Here is a 24,484-nt window from a genome sequence, read left to right as displayed (position 1 = left end):
TTTTTAAGCACACCGTACGAGGGCCGTCGGCGTCGAAGCCAGGCCCGAACAGAACTCAAGCGGCTTAAGTGCCGATATATGAAGGGTCGATACCCTGGCCGCGTTGAAGGCAGCGGCAAAAGAACAACGCCTTCACTGTTATAGTTGGCTCGCTGCCGACCGACACCAATCTAATTAACAGAAGTGTGGATACCGTCTTATGGAGCAAAACCCGCAGTCACAGCTTAAGCTGCTTGTCACCCGTGGTAAGGAGCAGGGCTATCTGACCTATGCTGAGGTCAATGACCATCTGCCGGAAGATATCGTCGACTCCGATCAGATCGAAGACATCATCCAGATGATTAACGACATGGGTATTCAGGTTGTTGAAGAAGCACCTGATGCCGATGATCTGATGCTGAATGAGAACAGTACTGATACTGACGAAGATGCCGCAGAAGCTGCCGCGCAGGTACTCTCTAGCGTTGAATCTGAAATTGGCCGTACTACTGACCCTGTGCGTATGTATATGCGCGAAATGGGTACCGTCGAGCTGCTGACGCGCGAAGGCGAAATCGACATCGCTAAGCGTATCGAAGACGGTATCAACCAGGTTCAGTGCTCAGTTGCCGAATACCCGGAAGCCATCACCTATCTGCTCGATCAGTACGATCGTGTGGAAGCGGGCGAATCTCGCCTGTCTGACCTGATCACCGGCTTTGTTGACCCGAACGCGGAAGAAGATATCGCACCAACCGCCACTCACGTGGGTTCTGAACTGTCTGAAGAAGACCGTAACGACGACGATGAAGAAGACGAAGATGGCGACGACGACAGCTCTGACGATGATAACTCCATCGATCCAGAACTGGCGCGCGAGAAGTTCAACGATCTGCGCACCCAGTACGAAACCACCCGTACCGTGATCAAAGCTAAAGGCCGCAGCCACGCTGATGCCGTTGCAGAAATCAATAACCTGTCTGAAGTGTTCAAACAGTTCCGCCTGGTGCCGAAGCAATTCGACTACCTGGTGAACAGTATGCGCGTCATGATGGAGCGCGTGCGTACGCAAGAGCGCCTGATCATGAAGCTGTGTATTGAAATCTGCAAAATGCCGAAGAAGAACTTCATCACCCTGTTCACTGGCAATGAAACCAGCCCAAGCTGGTTCAAAGCGGCGCTGGCCATGAATAAACCCTGGTCAGAGAAACTGCTTGAAGTTGAAGATGATGTGACGCGTTCACTGCAGAAATTGCAGCAGATTGAAGAAGAGACCGGCCTGACCATCGAGCAGGTTAAAGACATCAACCGTCGCATGTCGATCGGCGAAGCCAAAGCGCGTCGTGCGAAGAAAGAGATGGTTGAAGCGAACTTGCGTCTGGTTATTTCTATCGCGAAGAAATACACCAACCGTGGTCTGCAGTTCCTCGATCTGATTCAGGAAGGTAACATCGGCCTGATGAAAGCGGTTGATAAGTTTGAATACCGTCGTGGTTATAAGTTCTCAACTTATGCGACCTGGTGGATTCGTCAGGCTATCACCCGTTCTATCGCCGACCAGGCACGTACCATCCGTATTCCGGTGCATATGATTGAGACCATCAACAAACTCAACCGTATTTCGCGCCAGATGCTGCAAGAGATGGGCCGTGAGCCAACGCCGGAAGAACTGGCTGAGCGTATGCTGATGCCAGAAGATAAGATTCGCAAAGTGCTGAAAATCGCTAAAGAGCCGATCTCCATGGAGACGCCGATTGGTGATGATGAAGATTCGCATCTGGGCGATTTTATCGAAGACACCACGCTGGAGCTGCCGCTGGATTCTGCTACCTCAGAAAGCCTGCGTTCAGCCACCCACGACGTGCTGGCGGGTCTGACTGCGCGTGAAGCGAAAGTCCTGCGTATGCGTTTCGGTATCGATATGAACACCGACCACACGCTGGAAGAGGTTGGCAAACAGTTTGACGTTACCCGTGAGCGTATTCGTCAGATCGAAGCCAAGGCGCTGCGCAAGCTGCGTCACCCAAGCCGCTCCGAAGTACTGCGTAGCTTCCTTGACGATTAATCCTCGTTAAGACGAAAAACCCCGGCTCGCCGGGGTTTTTTATTGCCTTCAAAACGGCGTTAGCCCTTTTTCCTGCATCATTTTGCGCGCGTTATCGCTCTGCAAATACTTCACAAACTGCGCTGCCGCCTGCTTCTGCTGGGTGCTGCGCGTAATCACCGCGCCGTATAGCGTATCCTGCTGCACCGTTGGCGGAATCAGCCCGACAATGGTAATCCCCTTCACCGCCTGCAGCTCACTGTTCTGCTGGAAGCCCAGCTCCGCTTTACCTTGTGCCACCGCTTCACCCACCGGTGTGGCGGGGATCACTGACACTTTGCTGGCGGTCTTCGGCCCCAACTTCAGCTTACTCAGCATCTTGCCTTGAATATATTTGCCGCTGGCACTGTCTGATATCGCGATGCTGGAGGCTTCCGTGAGAACCTGTTTGAATTTCGCTACCGTACTGATATCAGGCGGCGTCATGCCCTGCTTCACCGCCATCGCGATATAAGAGTGCGCCAGCACCTTATGGCTGCTGCTATCCACAAATTTGGCCTGCTCCAGCGGCTTGATGGCGTAATCGACCATCACCAGCACATCGGCATTATCCTGACGTTTCAGACGATTAGGGATCGCCTGCGGCGTATCGCCCATCGAGGGCGCCGCTTCCAGCTGCAGGGTATTGCCAGTTTGCTGCTGATAATCCTGCTTCAGGCTCTCAATCACCGGATACATGCCACCGGAGCTAAATACTTTCAGCGTCTCTGCCTGTGCCGTCTGTTGCGCCATCACCAGCAGCGCCGCTAACGCGATTGTGCGTTTCATCTTCCCTCTCTTTATTTGCCATAAAGATTTGGGTTTAGTCAGAAAACGCAAATTGAACAACTTTAGGGCCGCGTTAAGCGGAGCACGCTCACGCGTTATTCTGTAACCAATCATGAAGTTGGCGATAAGCTGTCGCCATCTCCTCTATCGTCGCGCGGTTCAACCCGCTGGGATTGGGCAGCACCCACAAACGCGTTTCGCCCAAGGTTTGCGGCTGCTCGCCCCACTCCACTTTGCGCTGTCGGAACGCTTTCTGGAACGCATCTTTACCCAGCACCGCCAGCGCACGCGGCTGATAGCGCAAGATCTTCTCCTGCAAACGCGCCCCGCCATCGCGCAGCTCATCACCCGCCAACTCGTTAGCCTGAATGGTCGGACGCTCAACCAGCATGGTGATGCCACAACCGGTTTCCAGCAGCCGCTGCTCCTGTTCCGGTTTCAGCAATTCGCGGGTAAAACCGGCCTGATGGATCACCTTCCAGAAGCGATTCCCCGGATGAGCAAAGTGGAAGCCGGTGTGCGCCGATGACTTGCCCGGATTGATGCCACAAAACAGCACCTGCAAATCCGGTGCAATAATGTCCTGAATATCGTGCTCGCTCATGCACTCTCCAATCCTGCGCGCTGTTTCACCGAGCGACGGCTAACCGCCAGCATATTGCGCGCTTCCTCATCATCCGGACAGGCGCGCGCCAGCGCCACCGCACCGACCATTTCGGCCAGCATACTGGCGGCGACATCATCAGCCTGAGGATGGTGCATTTCATTGAGTGCCTGCGCCAGCCGTTGCCGCACCGCATCACGACGTTGCGAGAACAGCGTGCGTGTTTCAATCGGCAGATGGGCAATCTCACTCACCAGGGCAGGTATCGGGCAGCCTTCTCCCGGCGTATTGCGATGATGCTCAGAAAGATAGTTGTCGATCAGTTGGGCCAATCGCTCGGCTGGATCTTCGAGTTGGGTGATGGCGGCAAAGCGCTGTGCCGAATCGGCAAACATCTCGGCAATCACCGCTTCAACCAGCGCTTCCCGCGAATCAAAGTGCGCGTAGAAGCCGCCGTGAGTTAATCCCGCGCGCTTCATCAGCGCCGCTACGCCAATGCCTTCAGTGCCGCATTCACGCATCACCACTGCTGCCTCATCCAGTATGCGCTGCCGCGTGCGCGCCTTGTGGCTCAGCTTTTCCATCTCTCACCATCCTGCTCATCGTTAATGGCAATCAGTGTAATTATTACGATCATCATATTCCAGCTTGACGAAAAATATGATGATCGTCATATTAATCTCCATCAGATATGACAACCATCATTTACAGGAACCGACCATGACACAACAACTGGCATTGATTACCGGCGCATCCAGCGGCATTGGTGCAACTTACGCGAAACAGCTGGCCGCGCTCGGCAGCAATTTGATTCTGGTGGCGCGTGATGAATCGCGTCTTAACCAGCTGGCGCAGTCGCTGCGTGACGCGCACGGCGTGGAAGTGAGTGTGCTGGCCGCCGATCTGACGCGTACTGAAGATTTGCAACGCGTGGCGCAAACCCTTGCGGACAACGAGCGGATTACGATGCTGGTGAACAATGCCGGGATGGCAGTTGAAGGCGAGTTCGTCGCGGGAGATATCTCGCAAATACAAACCATGCTGACGTTAAACATTGTGGCTCTGACGCAGCTGGCACATGCAGCCGCGCAAGCATTCCGCCGTCGTGGTGAAGGCACGATTGTGAATATCGCTTCCGTACTGGCACTGGTGAATGAAATGGCGAATGGCGCGTATAACGCCAGTAAAGCCTTTGTGCTCTCGCTGACGCGCAATATGCAGCGTGAGCTGGCGGAGAGTGGCGTGCGTATTCAGGCGGTATTGCCTGGCTTAACCCGTACTGAGATCTTCGAACGCTCAGGGAAATCGGTTGATGACCTTCCGCCAGAAAGCGTGATGGAGGTTGAGGATTTAGTCGCAGCGGCGCTGCACGGGCTGGATAGCGGCGAGCTGATCACCATTCCTTCGGTGGAAGATTTGGGACTATGGCAGAGCATGGAGAGCGCGCGCTTCGCCATCCTGCCGTATATCTCGTTGAATAAACCGGCTTCGCGTTATTTGTGAGATGTGAGTGATGATTGAGATGAGGTAGAAGGATGGCCTTGTCTCAAAAACCTGCGGAGGTTGAGGGTTGATTGAGCGATCTTAGGGGGTGGGAAGGGATTTTTGCTTGGAGATCAAGGAGTCAGAGATTGTTCTAATTTTCACCAACCGATTGGCGAACGCTGGATCACCCCTACGAGATACTTTATAATCCCCGCTCCGCTGGCCCCTTAGCTCAGTGGTTAGAGCAGGCGACTCATAATCGCTTGGTCGCTGGTTCAAACCCAGCAGGGGCCACCAAATTTATTTTTTATAATCATTAAGTTAAGCCACCTCCAGCAAGGTGGCTTTTTTGTAAAAATCAACAAGTGTCGCAAAAGTGTCGCACAAACTTTGTCGGTGCTTACTTCTCAAAGATCAGTCAGATTGCTTGCGGAGTTAGTGGATGGCTAAGAACAGACAGGTAAAGGTTACCCAACCGAAAATTCTTAACAGAGAGAGATTGCTTGATAATGCTCTTTCCTCGGTTCGCTTAGGGATTGAAGACTACAAGTTTGCGACTCAGCCAAACGGCGACCCTGCCCGTGCTTTATCTTCATTTAGAAATTTACTCTCTGGTGTTCTTTTACTTTTCAAATATAGAATATCTACATCTGTAAAATCTGCTGAAGATGCAGCAGCTTTGATATATGTCCCTCATGAAGTTAAGCCAATAGTTCTTGATAGTGGCGATGTTAAATGGACACCTCAATTAACCAAGAACACTATTGAAACAACCGCAATTCAATCTCGGCTACAGATGCTTGGTATTGAAATTGATTGGGCGGTTATTACAAAGATAAAAGAGCGAAGAAACGAATTAGAGCATTTACACCCTAGTAATACACTGGGCGAACTTACAACCATCATTGCTGAACTATTTCCCGTTATCCGCGATTTTATTGAACAGCATTTGTATCAGACACCAACACAGCTTCTTGGCGACACTTGGTTGATAATGCTGGAAGTAAGCAACTTTTATCAAGACACTAAAAAAACCTGCATTACCAGATGGGAAAAATACGGTATCCCAGCCAGAATGATGCCATACATTGAAGAGGCATCTTGTGGTGTCTGTGGGTCTACCTTGATAACACCATCACCAGAGATACTGCCTCTAGAGCTGAATGTATCAGAAGATTACAGAGAATTTAGATATTCATGCCTTGAGTGTAATTTTACTGCATTAATATCCACATTATTATTAGAAGCACTCGATAATGATTATGCTATAAACCCATTTAATGGTGATGAACCAAGAGTTCTAGAATGTATAGAATGTGGTCTTGAATCATATGTACCGGAAGAAGACGTCTGCTTCTGGTGTGAATACACTAGAACACATGAAGAATGCGCTGTATGCCATAATTACCTAAGCATTGATGAACAGGAATTCAATGGCCTATGTAGTTATCATGCAAATCTTGCATTCAAAGATGATTGACAACAACTGATTTAAATACCTTGGCTGATTTATCTTAAAAACGAAATCAGCTTAATATTTAGAATACCACCCAAGTTTTTTAAGCTTGTACTCCCAATCCTGATATGCGGCATGCCATGCCGCATTTTCATTTGCGAAGGGCTCTTTTGCTATGGGTTCTCATTCCAGCTTGCCATTGGTGAGCTTCTTCAATCTTACGTCCCAGTATTCACCGCGCGGCCACAGTGTAAGCATCACTGTAAAGCGGACCATTCACATTTAGAGATCTTCCGACATACTGACTATGTCCCCGGAGGAGATCACCATGCGCAAAGCCCGATTCACCGAACACCAGATCATTGCCGTTCTGAAGTCCGTAGAAGCTGGACGTACAGTCAAAGATGTTTGTCGCGAAGCGGGAATATCCGAGGCCTCGTATTACAACTGGAAAGCGAAGTTTGGTGGGATGGAAGCCTCTGATATCAAAAAGATGAAAGATCTGGAAGACGAAAATCGCCGCCTGAAGCAGATGTTTGCCGACCTTAGTCTGGAATGCCGGGCGATGAAAGACGTAATCGAAAAAAAGCTTTAAAACCAGCGATAAAGCGTGAGCTCGTCAGCTATCTGATCGCGCAGTTTACGATGAGCATACGCCAGGCATGCAGGACGTTATCGCTGAGCAGGACGGTTTTTCGCTATCAACCGGACACACGACGTGATGAACCGGTGATCCAGGCTTTGACTGAACTGGCTGAACGCTATCCCCGCTACGGCTTTAAGAAGCTGTTTCAGGTGCTTCGCAGGCAGGGCCACGTCTGGAACCACAAGCGTGTGCACCGGATTTACCGCCTGCTGAAACTGAATTTTCGGCGTAAGGGTAAACAACGTCTGCCGGTGCGAAATCCGGCTCCGCTGGCCACGCCGGAAGCACTCAACCAGAGCTGGTCGATTGACTTCATGCACGACGCCCTGACATGTGGCCGACGTTTTCGGACTTTCAACGTCGTGGATGATTTTAACCGCGAGGCTCTGGCGATAGAAATTGACCTGAATATCCCGGCGCAGCGGGTCGTTCGGGTGCTGGACAGGATAGTGGCAAACCGTGGATATCCACTGAAAATGCGGATGGATAACGGGCCAGAACTGATATCACTGGCGCTGGCACAATGGGCTGAAGACCACGGTGTGATGCTGGAATTTATTAAGCCGGGTAAACCAACGCAGAACGCCTTTATTGAACGGTTTAACCGAACGTACCGGACAGAAATCCTGGATTTTTACCTGTTCAGAACGCTGAACGAAGCACGGGAAATCACGGAGCGCTGGGTGACGGAATACAACAGCGAGCGGCCTCATGAATCCCTGAATAACCTGACGCCGGAAGAATATCGGCTGATGGCTGAGAAACCGGAAATCTCAAAAAGTGTGTGGAACTAAAACGGGTCTGCTTACAAAATCAGAACCCTCCTCGCCGAATGTGAGAACAGCAGATCTAAAGATCTGACGACCATTGTGAAAATTTGCTTGGCAACTGGCGCAAGATGGAGTGAGGCAGAAGGCTTAAAGGGAAACCAAATCCGCACCGGTCAGATCATCTACGTGAAAACTTAAGGCAAGAAAAACCGAGCGGTGCCGATAACAGAAAAATTACAGGCTGATCTACCATCCAGCAGGAAAGCGCAGGTGCTCTTTAAACCATGTTATTCAGCTTTCAGAAAGGCCATGCAACGCGCCGGGATCAAAACACCCGCTGGACAACTGACGCATGTCTTAAGACATACCTTCGCTTCTCATTTCATGATGAACGGCGGCAACATTCTCGTGCTTCAGCGAATTTTGGGACATACGGATATCAAAGTGACTATGCGTTATGCACATTTTGCTCCAGAACATTTATATGAAGCTAAGAATCTTAATCCACTAATTAACATTGTTTAAAGTTTAATTTTCTCAAAAATCAGGATTGTTACATGTCAAAGTTAGATGTCTGGTCAACAAGAATTGCGAACTTTTCACAAATAGGAGTTCTAGCACTAGCAGCCTTTGGTTATTTTTATACCGTACTTCCTGTTTATCAGAAATCACTACTTGATGAAGAAATAGCAAAAAAGACTCTTGAACTTGAAAAAAAAGACAAAAAGCTCTTAGAGCTTAACGAAACTTTGAATGAGAAGACGATGGAACTAAGTCAGCTTTCGAAGGACGTTAACCAAGCAAAGGACGAAGCTCTCACAGCTAAATCAAATCTTAAAATAGTACAAGGTAAATTCTCCGAACAATACTCAGAATTAAGAGTACACCTACTATCACAATTTACATCACTGTCTTACTCCGAATGTTATAAATCACTGTCTAGCGCCAACAATATATCACAGTGTTTTAATAAAATAGCTGAATCGTACAACCTACGAGAGCTCAACATCAAAGATAAAGGTAACCTTAAGAAAAACATCAAAAAGGAAAGCCCTAAGTTATTTATAGATTACTCTAATAAAAAAGAGGCGCATGATTATACATTAAATAAAATAAATGACAGAATCACCCTTGCCAACCAAAAGTGTGAATCCAAAAAAGCAACCGATGATTACAAGGATAGCTTTAAAAAAATAAATATTGACTACGAATGTAAAACTAAAATAAGCGAATTAGAAAATGAAGCCTTGAAAGTAAAAATGGAATTAATTTTCGCGAAAAAACGGTTAATGTCAGATTATTTAAACTCAATAGCACAGCAAACTCTAAATTAAATAGACCTTAATTTTCGAACAGAGAGCGTTAATCACGCTCTCTGTTTTTGACGCATAAATTAAAAATAACTCCCCTCAAAATCTCCTGCTTTACCAATTGATGGCCTGATTCTATCAATCACCTGCTGGCAATTATCATTATTATCTTTCAAAGCTTTAATTGCCTTTTCCTTAATTTTTGGAATATTATTAAATTTCCCTTTCATCATCCCTTCAGCCCCAAACGCTCCCCAGTCGCCTGCTGTACAGATGTGAATTATAAGTTCAAAACAATTTAAATCATCCATTAAAATTGAGATATCACCATCATATGAGCTTGCACTCTGTGCAAAAGAGTTTGCCTCGGAGAAAGTCGAAGAGCCTGCCTGGTCAAAAATTGATTGTATAACTTTATCTTTAGCCCATACATGCCCTTTAACATGTTTCATTAATACGGGGCTTAATTTGTATGTCTCAAAAACTTCGGCAAGGCTAGACTTAAAGCATCTATCAATGACCATCGCATCCAAGCCAATAATACTATTAGCAATTTGGACAGGATGCCTTAAGTATGTATGTTGATCAGAGGGTTTTGTAGCTGAAATAGTGTCCTCAAACATTTTATTCAATCTCAAATAAACAATGTCATCTATATTCTTGAGTAGATTACCATTGGTTGAGATACACTCCATCAAGCATTGCCTTTTACTTTCATCAGTACTACATTCAATTAAAAGCTGCTTTTTTATCTGCTCAAGGACATCATCATTTAGAGGTTTAATGGATAAACCCAAGAGATATCTTTTCGCATTTAATTTTATTTGTTCATTTGCATTGTCGAGTGACTCGATTAGTTTTTTTAGGAGATATGAATACCCATCATGATGCAGGTTTTTAACACCTTCATTTACTACTGTAGCATGATCTTGAATGTTTGACGTCGGAAATAAATATGAGTTAGTCAACTTAGATAGGATTTGGTCGGCAACCTGAGTTGTTGATAAAACTGGCTTAGATAGAAATCTATGTATAGTTTTAGAATATACGTATCGAGCTTCTTCAGCAGTGGGCTTATGGCCTGAAGGATGTGCTGCTTTATTTCTGAGCGTTCTTAGTACTGAAAGGAAATCCGCATCAATTTCTGTAATTATTTTTTCAGCCTTCAATTTATTAAGCAAATCACTTTCATAAACTTTTTGCTCATCTCTTTTTTTAGAGATTTCTATGAAAATTGCTCTAGCTACTCTATTTGTTGTAGCCATCCCGTCTAACTTTTTGAATAGATCTTCAAAAATAGCAATAAATGAAAGTACGACACATGCTCGATGTGCTCCGGTCATATAGCAAGTTAATGCTTCCCGCATGTATTCTTTCAACTCAACATCAACTATATCACTAATAAGTTCTTCCATATCCCTAAGGCTTGACATAATTACTCCTTTTATTTAATTCCAATTTTGACTAATATACCTAAATACGACTTAGTAAAATAATAATATCGGCAAATTTCAACCGGAGTTTAATGTTTTTTTGACTGTCAACGAAATTATACCGTCAGTCATCTACATTTTGGTTGGATTAAAATGGCAGCAAAGTGGCAGCAGAGCTCAACGCTATGTGCCACTTTTCATCACTATTCGGCCTAAAGAAAACATGAAAATCAGTAACTTACTGATTTCACTCACTTCAAATTGGGACTCATAATCGCTTGGTCGCTGGTTCAAACCCAGCAGGGGCCACCAAATACTCCATTCCAATCAATAACTCATAATAATTTATAGTCTTTCAATAGATATAGTTGCATAGCGACGTCCTAATCCCGCTCTCATAATATTCAGCTAGTTTTATAATCAGCCAGCTTGAAATGAAATCAGTAACTTACGGTCGGGAATGGATTGTTGAAGCCGGACTAAATTTTCTGGAATAAATCAGTAAAGCAGTGAATCAGAGGGCTTAACGATGCGTAAAATCCTCCACTCCGAATACACGTTCCGGCAGTCACACGAAGGTGTGGCTGCCCCGACGGTTATTTCGGGGGTTACCCATGCAATCAAGAACTCGAGCGTTTCGCCGCCATCATATGAAAAGGTTCAAAGCTAAGCGCGGTCGTTATAATAATGCGGCTTACAGCTGGCCTGAAGGTACCACTATCGTGAACATTGGGAAGGTCTACCATACGCCATGCCCCTGTTCATGCTGGATATGCGGACATCAGCGTACACATCACGGAATGAACATTCAGGAAATGAGAGCAAGAGCCAGACACCAAGACTAAGCTGCTGGGCCCATCTCAATGGTGGGCTAACTCCCGACAAGTACCTTCTGATAAACCACCTTAATTACGGATGCTTTATACAAGATTTCTAAAAAATGAAAAAAGCACTTTTATGGTTAATTCAGTCATTTATCTACCTCATTCCCCTCGTAGCTGTTGTAGCAGGGATCTACATTTTTGTCCGCTTTATGCCAAATTACGCGGCTTTCCTTAGCATATCCTGGGTGATCGTTGTTTCCTTCATCTACATCAAATACAACAGATGGTATTGAATATTTCCAACACCATCTGTCAGCATTCTCTTATAACATCCAACTTAAATCATCGATGTTAAAACCACTCAACTTGAGAAGGCCGCGAAGTCGCAACCTAACCCATCACTCCCCTTCCAACCCGCAAACCTGCCACCGCACCGAACTGACGCCCTTCTCCAGGCTAATCCGTCCCACAAGACTCTCCAGCTGATCCGTCATGCTCGGTTTCCCCAGCACTTCCGCATTCACTTCCATGCGATGCGGCGGGTTCATATCCTCGCTGTGCAGTGATTGCAGGCGCAATCCGCTACCGCCGAGGCTGTGTAACATCAGGCTGCGCACCTGCACTTCATCTTGCGCCAGACAGATAATCTGCACTTTATAGTGCTGCACCACTTCTTCCGCAGGCACCAGGCTCTGGCGATTAATCCCCTGCGCCAAATCGCGCAGCAGAATATTGGCACACAGAATCACCATGCAACCAATCGCCGCTTCCAGCAGCAATCCCATGCTGCACAGCACGCCCACGGCGGCGGTGCACCAAAGCGTTGCGGCAGTATTCAGGCCACGGACGTTGAGGCCGTCGCGCATGATCACCCCGCCGCCGAGGAAGCCGATGCCTGAGACCACATAGGCCGCCACGCGGGAGGCATCAGTGGCGATGCCGGGTACGCTTTGCGTCATCAAGACAAATAAACAGGCGCCAGTGCTGACCAGCGCATTAGTGCGCAAACCGGTCATACGCTGGCGAAGCTGGCGCTCGCTGCCAATCAGCGCGCCCAGAACCAGCGCGACGGTGACGCGCAGTAAAAAGATTTTCCAATCCATCATAAACCTCACTCCGCTGCTTCAGGCAGGCGGAAATTCAGGGGGTAATAAATGGATTACAGCCGGTGCCGCTACCGCTGAAACTCAGCAGCATCACGCAAAAAAACAGGGGGAGATTCTGGAAGGAAATCCACCGTCTTAACGCACGGTTAAGACAGCGTTGAGGGCTATCTTACCGCAGGGACCTTTTGTAATCGTTCGGGACAGGTGTCCAATGCAGTTATCCTCTTGGGTAAAATTCGGCGCGATTGTAAACCTCGCGCCGGTTAATTGCTATCCAACTGCGCTTCTGTTTATCAAATGTTTACGCAATTGCATCGCTCTCAAGCTGCATTAACAGCTCAGGAATCGCCTCAATTTCGATGTAATGCGTGGCGTGAGGAAAATCCTTTTCCTCGCCGATAAATACGGCGACTTCCGCATGGCTAAGCATGATGAAATCATTTTGATCGTTACCAAACGCGGTATATTTCTCGCTGCCAATCAGTTCGCTCAGGGCGCGGTGTTTATTATTCCCCTGTGGCGTGATGTCGTAGAAACCATCGCTACGATGGGTGTGCACACTGACATCTTCAGCTTCAATCAATGCCATGACTGATGCTTTGTGCGCGTCTGAAAGCATCAGGATTTTCGTCACGCCCTCTTCCATCAACGCTTGTTCGCTGATCTCTTCACTGCTGAGCGAGCGGATGTATTCATGGAATGGATGCGTTCGACTGGAGAACGAAAAACTCCATTCGCCATCCAGCACATAAGGGATCTCCAGAGCGACCAGATGGTGCACAACCTGCTTCACAAACGCGGGATTGAGCGTATGACTGGTTTTAATTTCACCCGCCTGATACGCCATGCCGCCATTGCAGCCAATAAAGGTTGCCGTATGCAGTTCTTCAGAGAGCATCGGTAGCATATCGCGCACGGGTCTGGCGGAGGCAAAAATTAACTGATGTTGTTGCTGTAATCTGGCAAGGCTCTGGCAGAGTTCAGGCTCCACTTTTAAGCCAACTTTTGAGATGGTGCCATCAATATCGAATACGTAAATACCCATCAAATCATCCTTAATTCGTTGGCCATCATTAGCCGTTGGCGAAAATATCACCTCCTGATTGCCATGTAAAACTCAGGCTGTCTGAGCTGAATCTGACCGTGCTATCTTACCCACTCGCTATACCGCAATCGGATCAAGACCAATGGCAAAACAACGTGTAGGAATCGTGTTTGGTGGCAAATCGGCCGAGCATGAAGTGTCGTTACAATCAGCGAAAAACATCCTCGAAGCCATCGATAAGAGCAAATACGAGGTGGTGCTGCTGGGCATCGATAAACAAGGTGAGTGGCATCTGAATGATGCTTCCGGTTTCCTGCTCAATGCCGATAATCCGGCGTTGATTGCCCTGAATCGCTCAGGTGAAAACGTCGCGCTGGTGCCGGGCAGTGCTTCGCAGCAGTTGATCACTCGCCAGCAGGCACAGCCGCTGTCACAGCTGGATGTGATCTTCCCGATCGTGCACGGCACCCTGGGTGAAGACGGATCGCTGCAGGGCTTGTTGCGCATGGCGAACCTGCCGTTTGTCGGATCGGATGTGCTGGGCTCAGCAGTGAGCATGGACAAAGATTTCACCAAGCGTTTGCTGCGCGATGCAGGCTTAAAAGTCGCGCCGTGGATCAGCGTGACGCAGGCACAGCGTGCGCGTCTGGATGCGCAAGCCGTGATCGATCAGTTCGGATTACCGCTGTTTATCAAGCCCGCCAACCAGGGATCGTCTGTCGGTGTCAGCAAAGTGGATCATATCGACGATCTGGCGGCTGCGCTGGATCTGGCCTTTACCTTCGATCGTAAAGTGCTGATTGAGCAAGGCATCAAAGGCCGCGAGATTGAGTGTGCGGTGCTGGGTAATGATGAACCCGAAGCCAGCCCGTGTGGCGAAGTGGTGGTGCATGATGCCTTCTACTCGTACGACACCAAATACATCAGCGCCGACGGTGCACAAGTGGTGGTGCCCGCCGCCATCAGCGAGCAAGCCAGCGAAGCAATTCGGGCCGTGGCGATTCGCGCGTTCCAGGCGCTGGAGTGCTTTGGTATGGCACGCGTCGATGTGTTCCTGACCGAGAGCGGCGAGATCGTGGTGAACGAGGTGAATACCCTGCCGGGCTTTACCAATATCAGCATGTATCCGAAGTTGTGGCAGGCGGCAGGATTAAGCTACAGCGATTTGATTACGCGCTTGATTGAGCTGGCGCAGCAACGCCATCAGCAGAGCAGCCAGCTGAAAAGCAGCGTTTAATCTTCACGTTCCGGGTGCGCATGAATGCGCACCCTACAACGGTTAAACAGGTTTGTCATTGATGGCGATCGAAACAAATTAGCGTCAGGCAGTTGTGAGGTTGTCATCAATGGCGACCGAAAAAACCAGCACCAAGCCATCGTAAGGTCGCCATTCACGGCGACCAAAACAACCCAGCATCAAGCCATCCTATGGTCGCCACTCATGGCGACCATCACGCACTTCACGCCACGTCATTCACCATGCTGCGCGGCTCCATCGCTGGAGAAGTTTGGTTACGGCCATTGCGTTTCGAGAGGTAGAGATTTTTATCCGCTGCCGACACCAGACGGTTAATCACGCCCGGCCATTCCCGCTCACTCTGCGCACTGCCGCGCGCCAGGCCTAAACTGGCGGTTACCGTCACCGTGTTGCCCTGAATCCAGAACTTCTCTTTGACCATCGCCTGACGTATCGCTTCGGCCAGCTGGTAAAGTTGCAGATGGCTGTAGTCGAACACCACCACCACAAACTCTTCGCCACCAAAGCGACACACCATGCCGCGATTGCCCACCACGCGTTGCATGCGGCGCGCAATCTCTTCCAGCACGCCATCACCGGCGTCGTGGCCAAAGTTGTCGTTAATGGCTTTGAAATAGTCGACATCCAGCATCACTACGCCCGCTTCGCGCTGTAAGGAGAACGGCTCCTGTTTCAGGCTTTCATACAGGCCAGAACGCGACAGCAACTGGGTGAGGAAATCGAAGTTCGCCCGCAGCGCCAGACGATGATTGAGCTGACGAATCGCATCCATACTCACTGCCACCAGCATCGGGCTGAGGGCCACCGTTGCCACACCCAGTCGCGCCGAGGTGAGATGGCTGATCGGCAGCAGTGCGTCATCGCCCTGAATATTCATTACGCCGTGGGAAACGAGAACGATCTCAGTGATGCCGGTAATCAGGATCACCAGGCTTGTAACAGGAATCGGTAACACGATGGCGCACCAGATCAGCGCCGGTACCGGGAAGGTTAAGCTACCTGCCCCGCCAATCATCGCTCCCACGGTCAATGACAGCACCACTGCCGCCAGCGGCAACAGCTTGCCCGGATGCAGCAAGGTGCGCGGTGAGACGTTGCGCAAGGAGCGCGCCAGCATCACCGGCAACAGCATCAGGGAAGTCGAGAATTGCTCGCTAAACCAGTCGCCCCACGCCACCACAAAGCGCGCATTGAAATCGATATCCTGCGCCCATGCGCCCCAAGTGGCACAGGCGGCGGCACCGAGGAAACAGGCCGGGAAGATGCGCATGGCGTTGAACACCTGGCTGTTGGCCGAAGGCGGCTGCAGGTGTTTGATCAACATGCTGACCGAAACGAGGATAAACAGGATATTGGCGAAGTTCACGGTCACCGCAGGCAGCGCCCAGCCGGAGAACACCGTGTCGTTAAAAATCATCGCGGCAAAGCACACCAGATAGCTGGACGTGGTATGCAGGAAAGGATTTCGCACCATTAAACCGGCAATCAGCGCGTTCACCGGCCAAAACAGGGAGAACTCCTCCGGAATGCGCAGATGACTGCCAATAAAGCAGAAGAAAAGCGTAATCAGGAACAGCGAGAGTGCATTCTTTTTTAAATTATTCTCAGCAAACAGCTTAACGCGCATACGTCTGAACCCTGTAACCTGGAAATCGCTGCCTCTTGCCCACGGGCATCAGCAAGCATTTAACCTGAAATAACTGTGCGATGATTCGGCAATTAAGCGAGTGTTCGTCATCCTACTCTGCGACTGGGCAGCACTCAATGCGCCGGATCGGCGAGATGTGAGCGCACTAGCAGGGTTGAAACCCGAGAAACAAGGATGAGAGCTGCTGCAATTATGCCCTGCAAATAAAAAAATCGGATATCCGAGATATCCGATTTTTACGCGAAAAACCAGTTTTTCAGCAAAGCGTTATTGCTATTTAACCGCAACGGGCCACTGACTCAGACGAATACCACGATCGCGCGCGTTTTCGCCGAAATCCTGTAGCACCGCTTTGACGTCCGGATCCAGGTACTCGGCGTTATCGTGATCGACAATCACCGTGCTGTTCTCCGGGATCTCCGCCAGTAACCCCTGCAGTTTCGGGTTGTGCATAAAGGTGAGGTTTTGCTGGAAGCGCAGCACGTAGTGATCGTCATAGCGCGTGAGCTGCAGCGCGTTGCGGTGGCTTTTGTAGATGCTATACAGAATCTGTGTGGCGATACCGATACCAATCCCCGCCAGCATGCCAAACACAATAATGCCGCCGATGGTGGCGAGGAACGGCACGTACTGCTGAGCGCCCATGCGGAACTGTTCAATGAACAGACGCGGTGTTGCCAGCTTATAGCCGGTATACAGCAAGACGGCGGCGAGGCTGGCTAAAGGAATGGCGTTGAGCAGATCGCTGAACCACAAGCCGCAGATCAGCAACAGCGCGCCGTGGATCAGAATCGACAGTTTGGTCTGCGCCCCGACGCTAACGTTTACCGAGCTGCGCACGATCACCGCCGTAATCGGCATCGCACCGAGGAAACCAGCAGTCAGGTTGCCGATGCCCTGTGCGAACATCTCTTTATTTGGCGAAGGTGCCGGATGTTGCGGACGCAGTTTTTTCAGCGCTTCCTGACTGAGCAACGTTTCCAGGCTTGCCACCAGCGCCAGCGTCACGGCAACCACCCAGACTGAAGGATTTTGCCACGCCAGCCAGTCCGGGGTTTCCAGTTCCGCCGCCAGCGCTGACAGGCTATCAAAGGCCGGTAACGCAATGCGCGGTAGCTCTTCCGCCAGGCTCGGGAACAGGCGATCGCCAAACACCGTCGCCATGCAGCCGAGCAACACCGCCACCAGTGGGCCCGGAATCCAACCAAGCAGCTTGACCGATTTCACTATCGGCGTAGTCCACAGCCAGAGAATCAGCAGACCGATGCCCGCCACCAGCATCGCACTCAGCGAAAACTGAAATTCGCCATTCACCAGCGACACCAGCTCAGCATCACCTGCGGTACCGAAGGCCACCGGGATCTGCTGCATAATCAGCAAAATACCGATCGCCGCCAGCATCCCTTTGATGACACTGCCCGGCACCAGCGAAATGAAGCGACCGGCTCGCAGCAAACCAAGCAGGCACTGCAACACGCCCGCCAGAATCAGCGCGGTGAGGAAAGCGGAGAAGCTGCCAAGCGTCTGGATCGAGGCCACCACAATAGTCACCAAACCTGCCGCCGGGCCGCTGACGGCAAAACGCGAGGGACTTAGTGAAGTGACCAGCAGGCCGCCGATCACCCCGGTGAGCAATCCGGCAAACGGCGGTAAACCGCTGGCCTGCGCGATGCCAAGGCACAGCGGCAGCGCCACCAAAAACACCACCAGACCGGCGGGAATATCCTGACGCAGCGTGTTCAGATTCATGGCACCGATTCCTCTGCAGATTGCTGAGTAAGCTCTTTCAGATGACCCGACTGCAGGTCATACACGCAACCAAACACTTCCAGCGCTTGCCCGGCTTGCCAGGCCTGTCGCACTGGCTCACACGTCACTAACTGAGCAAACTGGGCGATGACGTTGGCTTCGACTAAGCGGTTGAGCTTGCTGCTCTCCTCTTCCTCAGCACTGGCGTGATATTCCACCAATCCTTGCTGCAGACCACTGCGCAACGCGGCGATGCGTCTTGCCAGCGCCGAATCCTCTTTTGCCAGCGGGCTGGCGGGCAACCCCAGTGCGGCCTGCACGCCGCCGCAGCCGTAGTGGCCACACAGGACAATGCGCTCCACGCCGATGTAGAAAATCGCGTATTGCAGCACGCTCATCAGGTTATCGTCATCGGGCACCACCATATTGGCGATGTTGCGATGCACAAACAGTTCGCCGGGATGCGAGCCAGTCAGCACTTCGGCAGGTACGCGGCTATCGGAACAGCCAATCCACAGCGAATGCGGTTTTTGTTGATGCAGATATTGTTCGAAATAATCTGGATTACGCTCGCGGCGCTGTAATGCCCAACTGCGATTTTTCGCTAATAAGGGTTTAAGTGTCGTCACAATTATCTTCTCTCTACGTCCAGAAATATCGATTTCAGGCTAAGTCACAGGGTTTTAAACGCCGCTAAGACGATCGATGGAGGATGAAAGCAGAGCTTCCTCACATAAATTGTTTATAGCTGCTAATGCTTGTGGTTGCACAATCAATATTTCCGCACACAACAAAATCGTACTCCCTGTAAAATAAACGTCAGGAATTGTCGATTGAAAGTAATTTAATGCAAGCAGAGAGAATTGACTAAAAAACACTGTTTGTTATATAAATCATACAATTAATTGGAATATTAAATTATGCATCTGGAATGAATCGACAAAAATATACACGCAGTCTTTTCATGCCATTGCACTAGTATGGTGAATTGAACGATTTGAGTTGAGAAAAATCTTAATTATAAAGTTTATGATTGGAGTCATGCACTGGGTAAATAGCAGAATGACGATATTTTCCGCCAATCACTTACCGGTAATTAAGCAAGAGATCAGGAAAATAATAAGGAGAATAATAATGACGATGAAAAGTAAATATCACTGGTCCTGAATTAAAATCACCGCGCCTGCCGCAACAGGCGCTAATTCGCTTGACGAATTATTTACCGTTCCACGCTTTCATACGCGCTTCACGTACCTGAAGCTGCTGTTCCGGCGTCAGTTTGTTGTAGTTCTCCGCCATGCCGCTTTCCCAGTCGCCGTATAGCGGATTAGGCAGCACGATAAACTGCGTACCAAAATGCTGATGATTGAGCTTAACGAACTGCTGACGCTGTGCATTGCCCTGATGCCAGGTCGCGCCACCAAAATCATTCAGGTTATCGCCCACGTACAACACCACGTTATATCCGGCGTTTTTAATCGCATCGAAGCGATCCTGTTTATTGGAGTTCCCGGTGCTGAGACGCACGGTTTTATCGCTCACGCCGCTGAAGCCCAGCTTGTTGAGGTTGTCCACCGTGGCGGCGTAATCCTTCTGGTCGCGGTTCGAGACGTAGAACAGGGTGCCGCCGTGGCTGTTGACGTAGTTGGCGAACTCCACCGCGCCCGGCACGGCGGTGGCCTGACGCGCCTGAGTCCAGGCTGACCAGGTTTTGCCAGAGAACGGCTGGCCGTTTTTCGCCTGCCATGCGCTATAGGCACTGTTATCGATCATGGTTTCATCGAGATCGACGATCACCGCTTTCGGCTTGCCCGCCAGCGATGGCGCAGCATCAAACGCCATGCGCGCAGTGTTAAATGCCTGCCAGCTTAATGCCTGATACTCACCGGACTGCTGGAACCAGTTCACTGCCAATACCGATTGCTGGCCGAGCTGCTGCTGCGCCTGCTGTTTGGCCGGTTGCGCGCATCCTGTTAGCAGCAACGCAAGAATGCTGGACGCTGCCAGCAAAGAGGTGTTTTTCATCAGATCATCCTTAAGTGATTATGGTCAGTTTGTGTAAAGCTTTAAAAATGTAGCAGTTAACGTAAGCTGTGGGCAGAAGAAAGCTGCCGCCCTGTCAAAGGAGACACTTATGTCACATGCCGGACCGCGTTCAACGCTGCTTGATGCCCTGCCGTGGCTCGATTATGCCTTTCAGCCTGCGGGCCAACCGGTGCCCACGGATGCCGCCTATGGCCAGCAGCGCCATAGCGCCCAGGTGGTACTGGCAACCCAAAACCTGCCGCCGAAAAGCTGCGAGTCCGATGGCGTGATTGGGGAAAACCAGCTGCCGGTGGCGGTGTATACCGCTGACTGTTTGCCGGTACTGTTCGCTGATAGCGAGCAGCATCAGGTGGCGGCAGTGCACGCCGGATTAAAAGGCACGCTGAGTGGAGTGCTGAACAGTGCCATTGACGGCTTGCTTAATCGTGGCGCCCGCACTGAAACGCTGCATGTCGCCATCGGACCGGCGATTGGTCCGTGCTGTTATGAGCTGGGCAAAGATTTGGTGACGCAGATGCAGCAACGTGCAGATTTACCTGCGCTGCAGTGGGCGAGCGAGCAACCGCATAATAGCGCGGCGATTCGTCCGCAAGCGCGAGCGCATCATCAGGGCGTGTGGTTTGATTTGCCGCATCTGGCGCGAGGGTTGCTGCTACAGCGTGGCATTCCTGCCGAACAGATAGAGGTGTTAAACGTCTGCACTTATTGCATGGCGGAGTCGGGATCGAGCTATCGCTACAACACCCATTTTGACAGCGGCTATCAATCGCGATTTTCGTGGATTCGTCGTCGCGACTGAATGGCTGCACGTCCTTGTGCAGCCGATTGCATCAGTGAATGATGGCGTTGAGTGCCAGCACACCGGCCAGGCCGAGGATCGAGATCAGCGTCTCCATCACCGTCCAGGTTTTCAGGGTCTCCACCACGCTCAGGTTGAAGTAGCCCTTAAACAGCCAGAAGCCCGGATCGTTGACGTGTGAGGCGATCACGCTGCCCGAACCTACCGCCAGCACCATCAATGCCGGATCGGCATGGGTCACCGCGATGATCGGCGTGACGATCCCAGCGGTGGTGATCGCCGCAACCGTGGCCGATCCCAGCGCGATACGCAGCATCGCTGCCACTGTCCAGCACATCAGCAGCGGAGACAGTGACGATCCCTTCATCATGTCCGCGATATAGTTGCCCACGCCGCTGTCCACCAGCACCTGCTTGAACGCACCACCACCGGCAATAATGAAGACGATCATGGCGATGGCGGCAATCGACTCGCCGCACATATCCATCACTTCTTCCATCTTGCGACCGTTGCGCAGTCCCAGCGTCAGCACCGCGATCACCACGGCAATAAACAGCGCCACCGCCGGGTTACCGATGAACTCAAAGAACTGACGCAGCGGGTTCTCTTTTGGCGTGGTCAGCTCAAACACCGCCGCAATCGCCATCAGCACCACCGGGATGATGGCGGCAAAAATACTGATACCGAAACCTGGCATCTCTTCTTCAGTGAAGATCTTCGGGTTGTACAAGCCTTCTGGCGGTGACTTCTCAAAGCTTTTAAGGAATTTCGAGAAGATCGGACCGGCCACGATCACCGTCGGAATGGTGATGATCATGCCGTACAGCAGCGTGGTGCCGAGGTTGGCGCCAAAGATGGTGGCGATCGCGGTTGGGCCGGGATGCGGCGGCAGGAAGCAGTGCGTCACCGAGAGTGCAGCCACCATTGGCACGCCGACGTACAGCAGCGGTAAACCGGCCGCCGCGACGATGGTGAACACCAGCGGCAGCAACAGTACAAAGCCCACTTCATAGAACATCGCCAGACCGACGATCAGTCCGGTGACCACCAGCGCCCATTGCAGCCGCTCTTTACCAAAGGCGGCAATCAGGGTGGTGGCGACGCGTTGTGCCGCACCAGTGTCCGAAACTAATCGCCCGAGCATGGCACCGAAGCCGAGGATCATCGCTAATCCACCGAGCGTCGAACCGATACCTTTCTGGATTGAGGCCATCACGTTGAGCGGCGTCATGCCTTCGGCAATACCGACCACTGCCGAGACAAACACCAACGCAATAAAGCCGTTGACCTTAAATACAATCATCAATACCAGCAGCAGTATCACACCCAGCACAATAATGGTTATTGGCATTTTTTATTATCCTTAGGAATACAGAGGGGTGATTAAGGTTTAGGCGCGGCCCGGCGAAAATGCCAGCCGCGCCATGGCATTACACGGCGACGCGCATACCGCCATCAACAAACAGCAAGTGACCATTCACAAAATCAGAAGCGCCCGAGGCGAGGAACACCGCAGCACCAATCAGCTCTTCCGGTTTACCCCAGCGAGCGGCAGGCGTGCGTTTGGTGAGCCAGCCGGTAAAGGCCGGATCGTCCGCCAGCGCCTGGGTCATCTCCGTGACGAAGTAGCCCGGTGCGATGGCGTTCACCTGGATGTTATGGCGCGCCAGCTCGACGCACATACCGCGCGTCAGCATGGTGACGGCGCCTTTGGAAGCGGCGTACGGCGTGATGGTGTCGCGGCCCAGTTCGCTTTGCATCGAACCGATATTGATGATTTTACCGCGCTGGCGATCGACCATTCTTTTCGCCACGGTTTGAGAGACCAGGAACACGGCGGTCTGGTTAACGGCAATCACGTCATTCCAGTCCTGCTCCGGGAATTCGAGGAACGGACGGCGGCGCTGGATCCCGGCGTTATTGACCAGAATATCAATCGGTCCCCATTCGGCTTCAATCTCATCCACCGCCTGCTGCACCTGCGCAGACTGCGTCACATCAAAGGCTTTGGCATGGGCGCGCAGGCCCAGCTCGCGCAGTTTCGCCGCGCCCTGCTCTGCCCCCTCTTTGGTGGTGGCGTTGACGATCACTTCTGCGCCGGCTTCACCCAGGCCACGCGCCAGCAGAAAACCAATACCGCGCGCCGAACCGGTGAGTAATACACGCTTGCCTTCGAGGGAAAATAACTGACTCATCACTGCTCCTTAAAAGGTTAACTGGACTTTCGCCGCACGAGTTTTATCGCCAGCAAACTGCAAGGCCGCGTCGATGTCCTGCAAATCGTATTCACCGCTGAACAGCGGCAGCGGGTTGACCACACCGTTCGCCAGCCACTCGACGGCGGTGTTGAATTCATGGGTAAAGCGGAAAGAACCGACCAGCTGAATCTCTTTGGCAATCAGCGCCATGATCGGGAAGTTCGGGATGGTGCCGCCCATGCCGACCTGTACCAGCGTGCCTTTGGCGCACACCACATCAAGGCAGCGCTGCAGTGAGGAAGGATGGCCAGAGGCCTCAAACGCCACATCGAAAAAGCCTTTGTCAGCCAGATACGGCGTGAAATCGCCCTCGGCGGCATGGATCACATCGGTCGCGCCCATCTGCTGCGCCATCTCCAGCGAACGCTCGCTAATGTCGCTGCACACCACAGAGGCGGCACCGCGCGCTTTCGCTGCCGCCGCAATTAAGCAGCCAATCGGACCGACGCCGGAAATGAACACGTGCTTGCCGGTAAGATCGCCCGCCTGATGGGTGGCGTGAATGCACACCGCCAGCGGCTCGGCAAACACCATCACGGTTTCATCGGCATCCTGTGGGAAAGGCACGCACTGTTTGCTGTCCACCACTTTGTACTGGGTGAAACCGCCGTCGACATGCGGCACATACATCGCACTGCCGAAGAAGCGCATGGAGGTGCACTGGTTTTCCTGATCGTGCTGGCAGTATTTGCACTCGCCGCACGGTTTGGAGGGATTGACCGCCACTTTCTGATTCGGCTTCAGGTCCGGGTTGTCGCTCTCCACCACATGACCAATCACTTCATGACCGAGGATCATCGGCATTTTGACTTCGAAGCTGCCGACTTTGCCTTCCTGATAGTAATGCAGGTCAGATCCACAAATGCCGCCGCGCGTAATACGCACCAGCGTGCCTGTGCCGTCCCATTTCACCTGTTGCGGTGCGACGCTGACCTGTTTTTTCCCGGTAATCACGCAGGATTGCGTTTCGATATTCATGGTTTCCCCATTTGTTGCTGTTGCAATGGGGGCTATCAAAGCGGGATCAGAGGCTGAAAACTGTGAACCAGATCACTCTAAATCATGTTACGAAATAGCTGTTACCTGGAACGTGAACTGCTCGTACAGAAGATGGAAGCGGGATCACTGTTTGCTGGGGAAAACCAAGACTCGTCTTGGGGATTAACCGCAGTGAGCTATGTCATTATCGCCGCACC

General features: G+C 51.1%; 20 protein-coding genes, 1 tRNA gene and 1 pseudogene. 9 read left to right on the top strand and 13 right to left on the bottom strand.

What is annotated here, in order from left to right; genetic code table 11:
- The first annotated feature begins 199 nt into the window (after nt 1-199).
- A complete protein-coding gene (rpoD, locus tag F3J37_RS11205) occupies nt 200-2,044 on the top strand; it encodes an RNA polymerase sigma factor RpoD (protein WP_034828348.1) in 1,845 nt (614 codons plus the stop codon).
- A gap of 48 nt (nt 2,045-2,092) precedes the next feature.
- Here rpoD and F3J37_RS11200 read toward each other — a convergent pair whose 3' ends face one another.
- The 3 genes from F3J37_RS11200 to F3J37_RS11190 all read right to left on the bottom strand — a co-directional run bounded on the left by F3J37_RS11200 (nt 2,093) and on the right by F3J37_RS11190 (nt 4,039).
- Entirely contained in the window at nt 2,093-2,851 is a 759-nt protein-coding gene (locus F3J37_RS11200; RefSeq protein WP_166933439.1) for a substrate-binding domain-containing protein, read from the bottom strand.
- 88 nt (nt 2,852-2,939) lie between these two features.
- Complete coding sequence (gene mug / locus F3J37_RS11195) at nt 2,940-3,455, bottom strand: G/U mismatch-specific DNA glycosylase (protein WP_166933437.1); 516 nt, start codon at nt 3,453-3,455, stop codon at nt 2,940-2,942.
- Nucleotides 3,452-4,039 carry a TetR/AcrR family transcriptional regulator gene (locus tag F3J37_RS11190; protein WP_166933435.1) on the bottom strand — a complete coding sequence of 196 codons (588 nt, stop codon included), beginning with the start codon at nt 4,037-4,039 and terminating at the stop codon, nt 3,452-3,454. The genes mug and F3J37_RS11190 overlap by 4 nt, the downstream gene beginning before the upstream one ends.
- 136 nt (nt 4,040-4,175) lie before the next feature.
- On the opposite strand from F3J37_RS11190, the gene F3J37_RS11185 reads away from it, so the two are divergent.
- From F3J37_RS11185 to F3J37_RS11160, 6 genes and pseudogenes are all read left to right on the top strand, one after another.
- Nucleotides 4,176-4,958, top strand: a complete 783-nt coding sequence (locus F3J37_RS11185; RefSeq protein WP_166933434.1) for an SDR family NAD(P)-dependent oxidoreductase — start codon at nt 4,176-4,178, stop codon at nt 4,956-4,958.
- 203 nt (nt 4,959-5,161) lie between these two features.
- Nucleotides 5,162-5,237, top strand: a tRNA-Ile gene (locus F3J37_RS11180).
- A gap of 145 nt (nt 5,238-5,382) precedes the next feature.
- Complete coding sequence (locus tag F3J37_RS11175) at nt 5,383-6,420, top strand: hypothetical protein (RefSeq protein ID WP_166933432.1); 1,038 nt, start codon at nt 5,383-5,385, stop codon at nt 6,418-6,420.
- A 304-nt stretch (nt 6,421-6,724) separates the two neighbouring features.
- Nucleotides 6,725-7,836 (top strand): IS3 family transposase gene (locus tag F3J37_RS11170; RefSeq protein ID WP_166933431.1). Its coding sequence is split into 2 segments (ribosomal slippage): nt 6,725-6,986 and nt 6,986-7,836, totalling 1,113 coding nucleotides; the frame shifts between segments, so codons are not numbered across the junction.
- 15 nt (nt 7,837-7,851) lie between these two features.
- A pseudogene (locus F3J37_RS11165) lies at nt 7,852-8,337 on the top strand (tyrosine-type recombinase/integrase); the annotation flags it as partial.
- A gap of 32 nt (nt 8,338-8,369) precedes the next feature.
- Nucleotides 8,370-9,146, top strand: coding sequence for a hypothetical protein (locus F3J37_RS11160; protein WP_166933429.1), 777 nt, complete (start codon nt 8,370-8,372; stop codon nt 9,144-9,146).
- Between the two features lie 59 nt (nt 9,147-9,205).
- Here the strand turns inward: F3J37_RS11160 and F3J37_RS11155 are convergent, their stop codons facing one another.
- The 3 genes from F3J37_RS11155 to F3J37_RS11145 all read right to left on the bottom strand — a co-directional run bounded on the left by F3J37_RS11155 (nt 9,206) and on the right by F3J37_RS11145 (nt 13,530).
- Nucleotides 9,206-10,555 (bottom strand): DUF4145 domain-containing protein, encoded by a 1,350-nt coding sequence (locus F3J37_RS11155; protein ID WP_166933428.1) that lies wholly within the window; start codon nt 10,553-10,555, stop codon nt 9,206-9,208.
- Between the two features lie 1,222 nt (nt 10,556-11,777).
- A complete protein-coding gene (locus F3J37_RS11150; protein WP_034828565.1) occupies nt 11,778-12,482 on the bottom strand; it encodes an MgtC/SapB family protein in 705 nt (234 codons plus the stop codon).
- A 304-nt stretch (nt 12,483-12,786) separates the two neighbouring features.
- Nucleotides 12,787-13,530 (bottom strand): HAD-IIB family hydrolase, encoded by a 744-nt coding sequence (locus tag F3J37_RS11145; protein WP_166933427.1) that lies wholly within the window; start codon nt 13,528-13,530, stop codon nt 12,787-12,789.
- A gap of 142 nt (nt 13,531-13,672) precedes the next feature.
- Between F3J37_RS11145 and ddlA the strand changes: the two genes are divergently transcribed.
- The gene (gene ddlA, locus F3J37_RS11140; RefSeq protein WP_166933425.1) at nt 13,673-14,767 is read left to right on the top strand and encodes a D-alanine--D-alanine ligase; all 1,095 of its coding nucleotides are present in this window, start codon (nt 13,673-13,675) and stop codon (nt 14,765-14,767) included.
- 223 nt (nt 14,768-14,990) lie between these two features.
- Here the strand turns inward: ddlA and F3J37_RS11135 are convergent, their stop codons facing one another.
- From F3J37_RS11135 to F3J37_RS11120, 4 genes are all read right to left on the bottom strand, one after another.
- The gene (locus tag F3J37_RS11135) at nt 14,991-16,415 is read right to left on the bottom strand and encodes a GGDEF domain-containing protein (RefSeq protein ID WP_166933423.1); all 1,425 of its coding nucleotides are present in this window, start codon (nt 16,413-16,415) and stop codon (nt 14,991-14,993) included.
- A 294-nt stretch (nt 16,416-16,709) separates the two neighbouring features.
- A complete protein-coding gene (locus F3J37_RS11130) occupies nt 16,710-18,185 on the bottom strand; it encodes a SulP family inorganic anion transporter (RefSeq protein WP_166933421.1) in 1,476 nt (491 codons plus the stop codon).
- Complete coding sequence (locus F3J37_RS11125; RefSeq protein WP_166933598.1) at nt 18,182-18,820, bottom strand: carbonic anhydrase; 639 nt, start codon at nt 18,818-18,820, stop codon at nt 18,182-18,184. Before F3J37_RS11125 ends, F3J37_RS11130 begins: the two co-directional genes overlap by 4 nt.
- A gap of 580 nt (nt 18,821-19,400) precedes the next feature.
- A complete protein-coding gene (locus F3J37_RS11120) occupies nt 19,401-20,210 on the bottom strand; it encodes a 5'-nucleotidase, lipoprotein e(P4) family (protein ID WP_166933419.1) in 810 nt (269 codons plus the stop codon).
- 109 nt (nt 20,211-20,319) lie between these two features.
- Between F3J37_RS11120 and F3J37_RS11115 the strand changes: the two genes are divergently transcribed.
- Nucleotides 20,320-21,030, top strand: coding sequence for a purine nucleoside phosphorylase YfiH/LACC1 family protein (locus F3J37_RS11115; protein WP_166933418.1), 711 nt, complete (start codon nt 20,320-20,322; stop codon nt 21,028-21,030).
- 31 nt (nt 21,031-21,061) lie between these two features.
- Here the strand turns inward: F3J37_RS11115 and F3J37_RS11110 are convergent, their stop codons facing one another.
- The 3 genes from F3J37_RS11110 to idnD all read right to left on the bottom strand — a co-directional run bounded on the left by F3J37_RS11110 (nt 21,062) and on the right by idnD (nt 24,266).
- Entirely contained in the window at nt 21,062-22,381 is a 1,320-nt protein-coding gene (locus F3J37_RS11110; protein ID WP_045831845.1) for a gluconate:H+ symporter, read from the bottom strand.
- Nucleotides 22,382-22,460: 79 nt separating this feature from the next.
- A complete protein-coding gene (idnO, locus tag F3J37_RS11105; protein ID WP_166933417.1) occupies nt 22,461-23,225 on the bottom strand; it encodes a gluconate 5-dehydrogenase in 765 nt (254 codons plus the stop codon).
- A gap of 9 nt (nt 23,226-23,234) precedes the next feature.
- Nucleotides 23,235-24,266: an L-idonate 5-dehydrogenase gene (gene idnD, locus F3J37_RS11100; protein ID WP_166933415.1), complete on the bottom strand. Its 1,032-nt coding sequence runs from the start codon at nt 24,264-24,266 to the stop codon at nt 23,235-23,237.
- Nucleotides 24,267-24,484 lie beyond the last annotated feature (218 nt).

Origin of the sequence: Candidatus Pantoea communis, assembly GCF_011752685.1 — a bacterium.
Classification (GTDB): Bacteria; Pseudomonadota; Gammaproteobacteria; order Enterobacterales; family Enterobacteriaceae; genus Pantoea; species Pantoea communis.
The sequence above is the reverse complement of the archived record's forward strand: the minus strand, read 5'-3'. Positions and strand labels throughout refer to the sequence as shown.

Bases quoted from the DNA above. Each gene is read 5' to 3' on its own strand.
- F3J37_RS11135 (WP_166933423.1), bottom strand. From the start codon at position 16,415: ATGCGCGTTAAGCTGTTTGCTGAGAATAATTTAAAAAAGAATGCACTC.
- F3J37_RS11155 (WP_166933428.1), bottom strand. From the start codon at position 10,555: ATGTCAAGCCTTAGGGATATGGAAGAACTTATTAGTGATATAGTTGAT.
- ddlA (WP_166933425.1), top strand. From the start codon at position 13,673: ATGGCAAAACAACGTGTAGGAATCGTGTTTGGTGGCAAATCGGCCGAG.
- F3J37_RS11190 (WP_166933435.1), bottom strand. From the start codon at position 4,039: ATGGAAAAGCTGAGCCACAAGGCGCGCACGCGGCAGCGCATACTGGAT.
- F3J37_RS11175 (WP_166933432.1), top strand. From the start codon at position 5,383: ATGGCTAAGAACAGACAGGTAAAGGTTACCCAACCGAAAATTCTTAAC.
- F3J37_RS11110 (WP_045831845.1), bottom strand. From the start codon at position 22,381: ATGCCAATAACCATTATTGTGCTGGGTGTGATACTGCTGCTGGTATTG.
- F3J37_RS11120 (WP_166933419.1), bottom strand. From the start codon at position 20,210: ATGAAAAACACCTCTTTGCTGGCAGCGTCCAGCATTCTTGCGTTGCTG.
- mug (WP_166933437.1), bottom strand. From the start codon at position 3,455: ATGAGCGAGCACGATATTCAGGACATTATTGCACCGGATTTGCAGGTG.
- F3J37_RS11200 (WP_166933439.1), bottom strand. From the start codon at position 2,851: ATGAAACGCACAATCGCGTTAGCGGCGCTGCTGGTGATGGCGCAACAG.
- idnD (WP_166933415.1), bottom strand. From the start codon at position 24,266: ATGAATATCGAAACGCAATCCTGCGTGATTACCGGGAAAAAACAGGTC.
- rpoD (WP_034828348.1), top strand. From the start codon at position 200: ATGGAGCAAAACCCGCAGTCACAGCTTAAGCTGCTTGTCACCCGTGGT.
- F3J37_RS11145 (WP_166933427.1), bottom strand. From the start codon at position 13,530: ATGGGTATTTACGTATTCGATATTGATGGCACCATCTCAAAAGTTGGC.
- F3J37_RS11185 (WP_166933434.1), top strand. From the start codon at position 4,176: ATGACACAACAACTGGCATTGATTACCGGCGCATCCAGCGGCATTGGT.
- F3J37_RS11160 (WP_166933429.1), top strand. From the start codon at position 8,370: ATGTCAAAGTTAGATGTCTGGTCAACAAGAATTGCGAACTTTTCACAA.
- F3J37_RS11115 (WP_166933418.1), top strand. From the start codon at position 20,320: ATGTCACATGCCGGACCGCGTTCAACGCTGCTTGATGCCCTGCCGTGG.
- F3J37_RS11130 (WP_166933421.1), bottom strand. From the start codon at position 18,185: ATGAATCTGAACACGCTGCGTCAGGATATTCCCGCCGGTCTGGTGGTG.
- F3J37_RS11150 (WP_034828565.1), bottom strand. From the start codon at position 12,482: ATGGATTGGAAAATCTTTTTACTGCGCGTCACCGTCGCGCTGGTTCTG.
- idnO (WP_166933417.1), bottom strand. From the start codon at position 23,225: ATGAGTCAGTTATTTTCCCTCGAAGGCAAGCGTGTATTACTCACCGGT.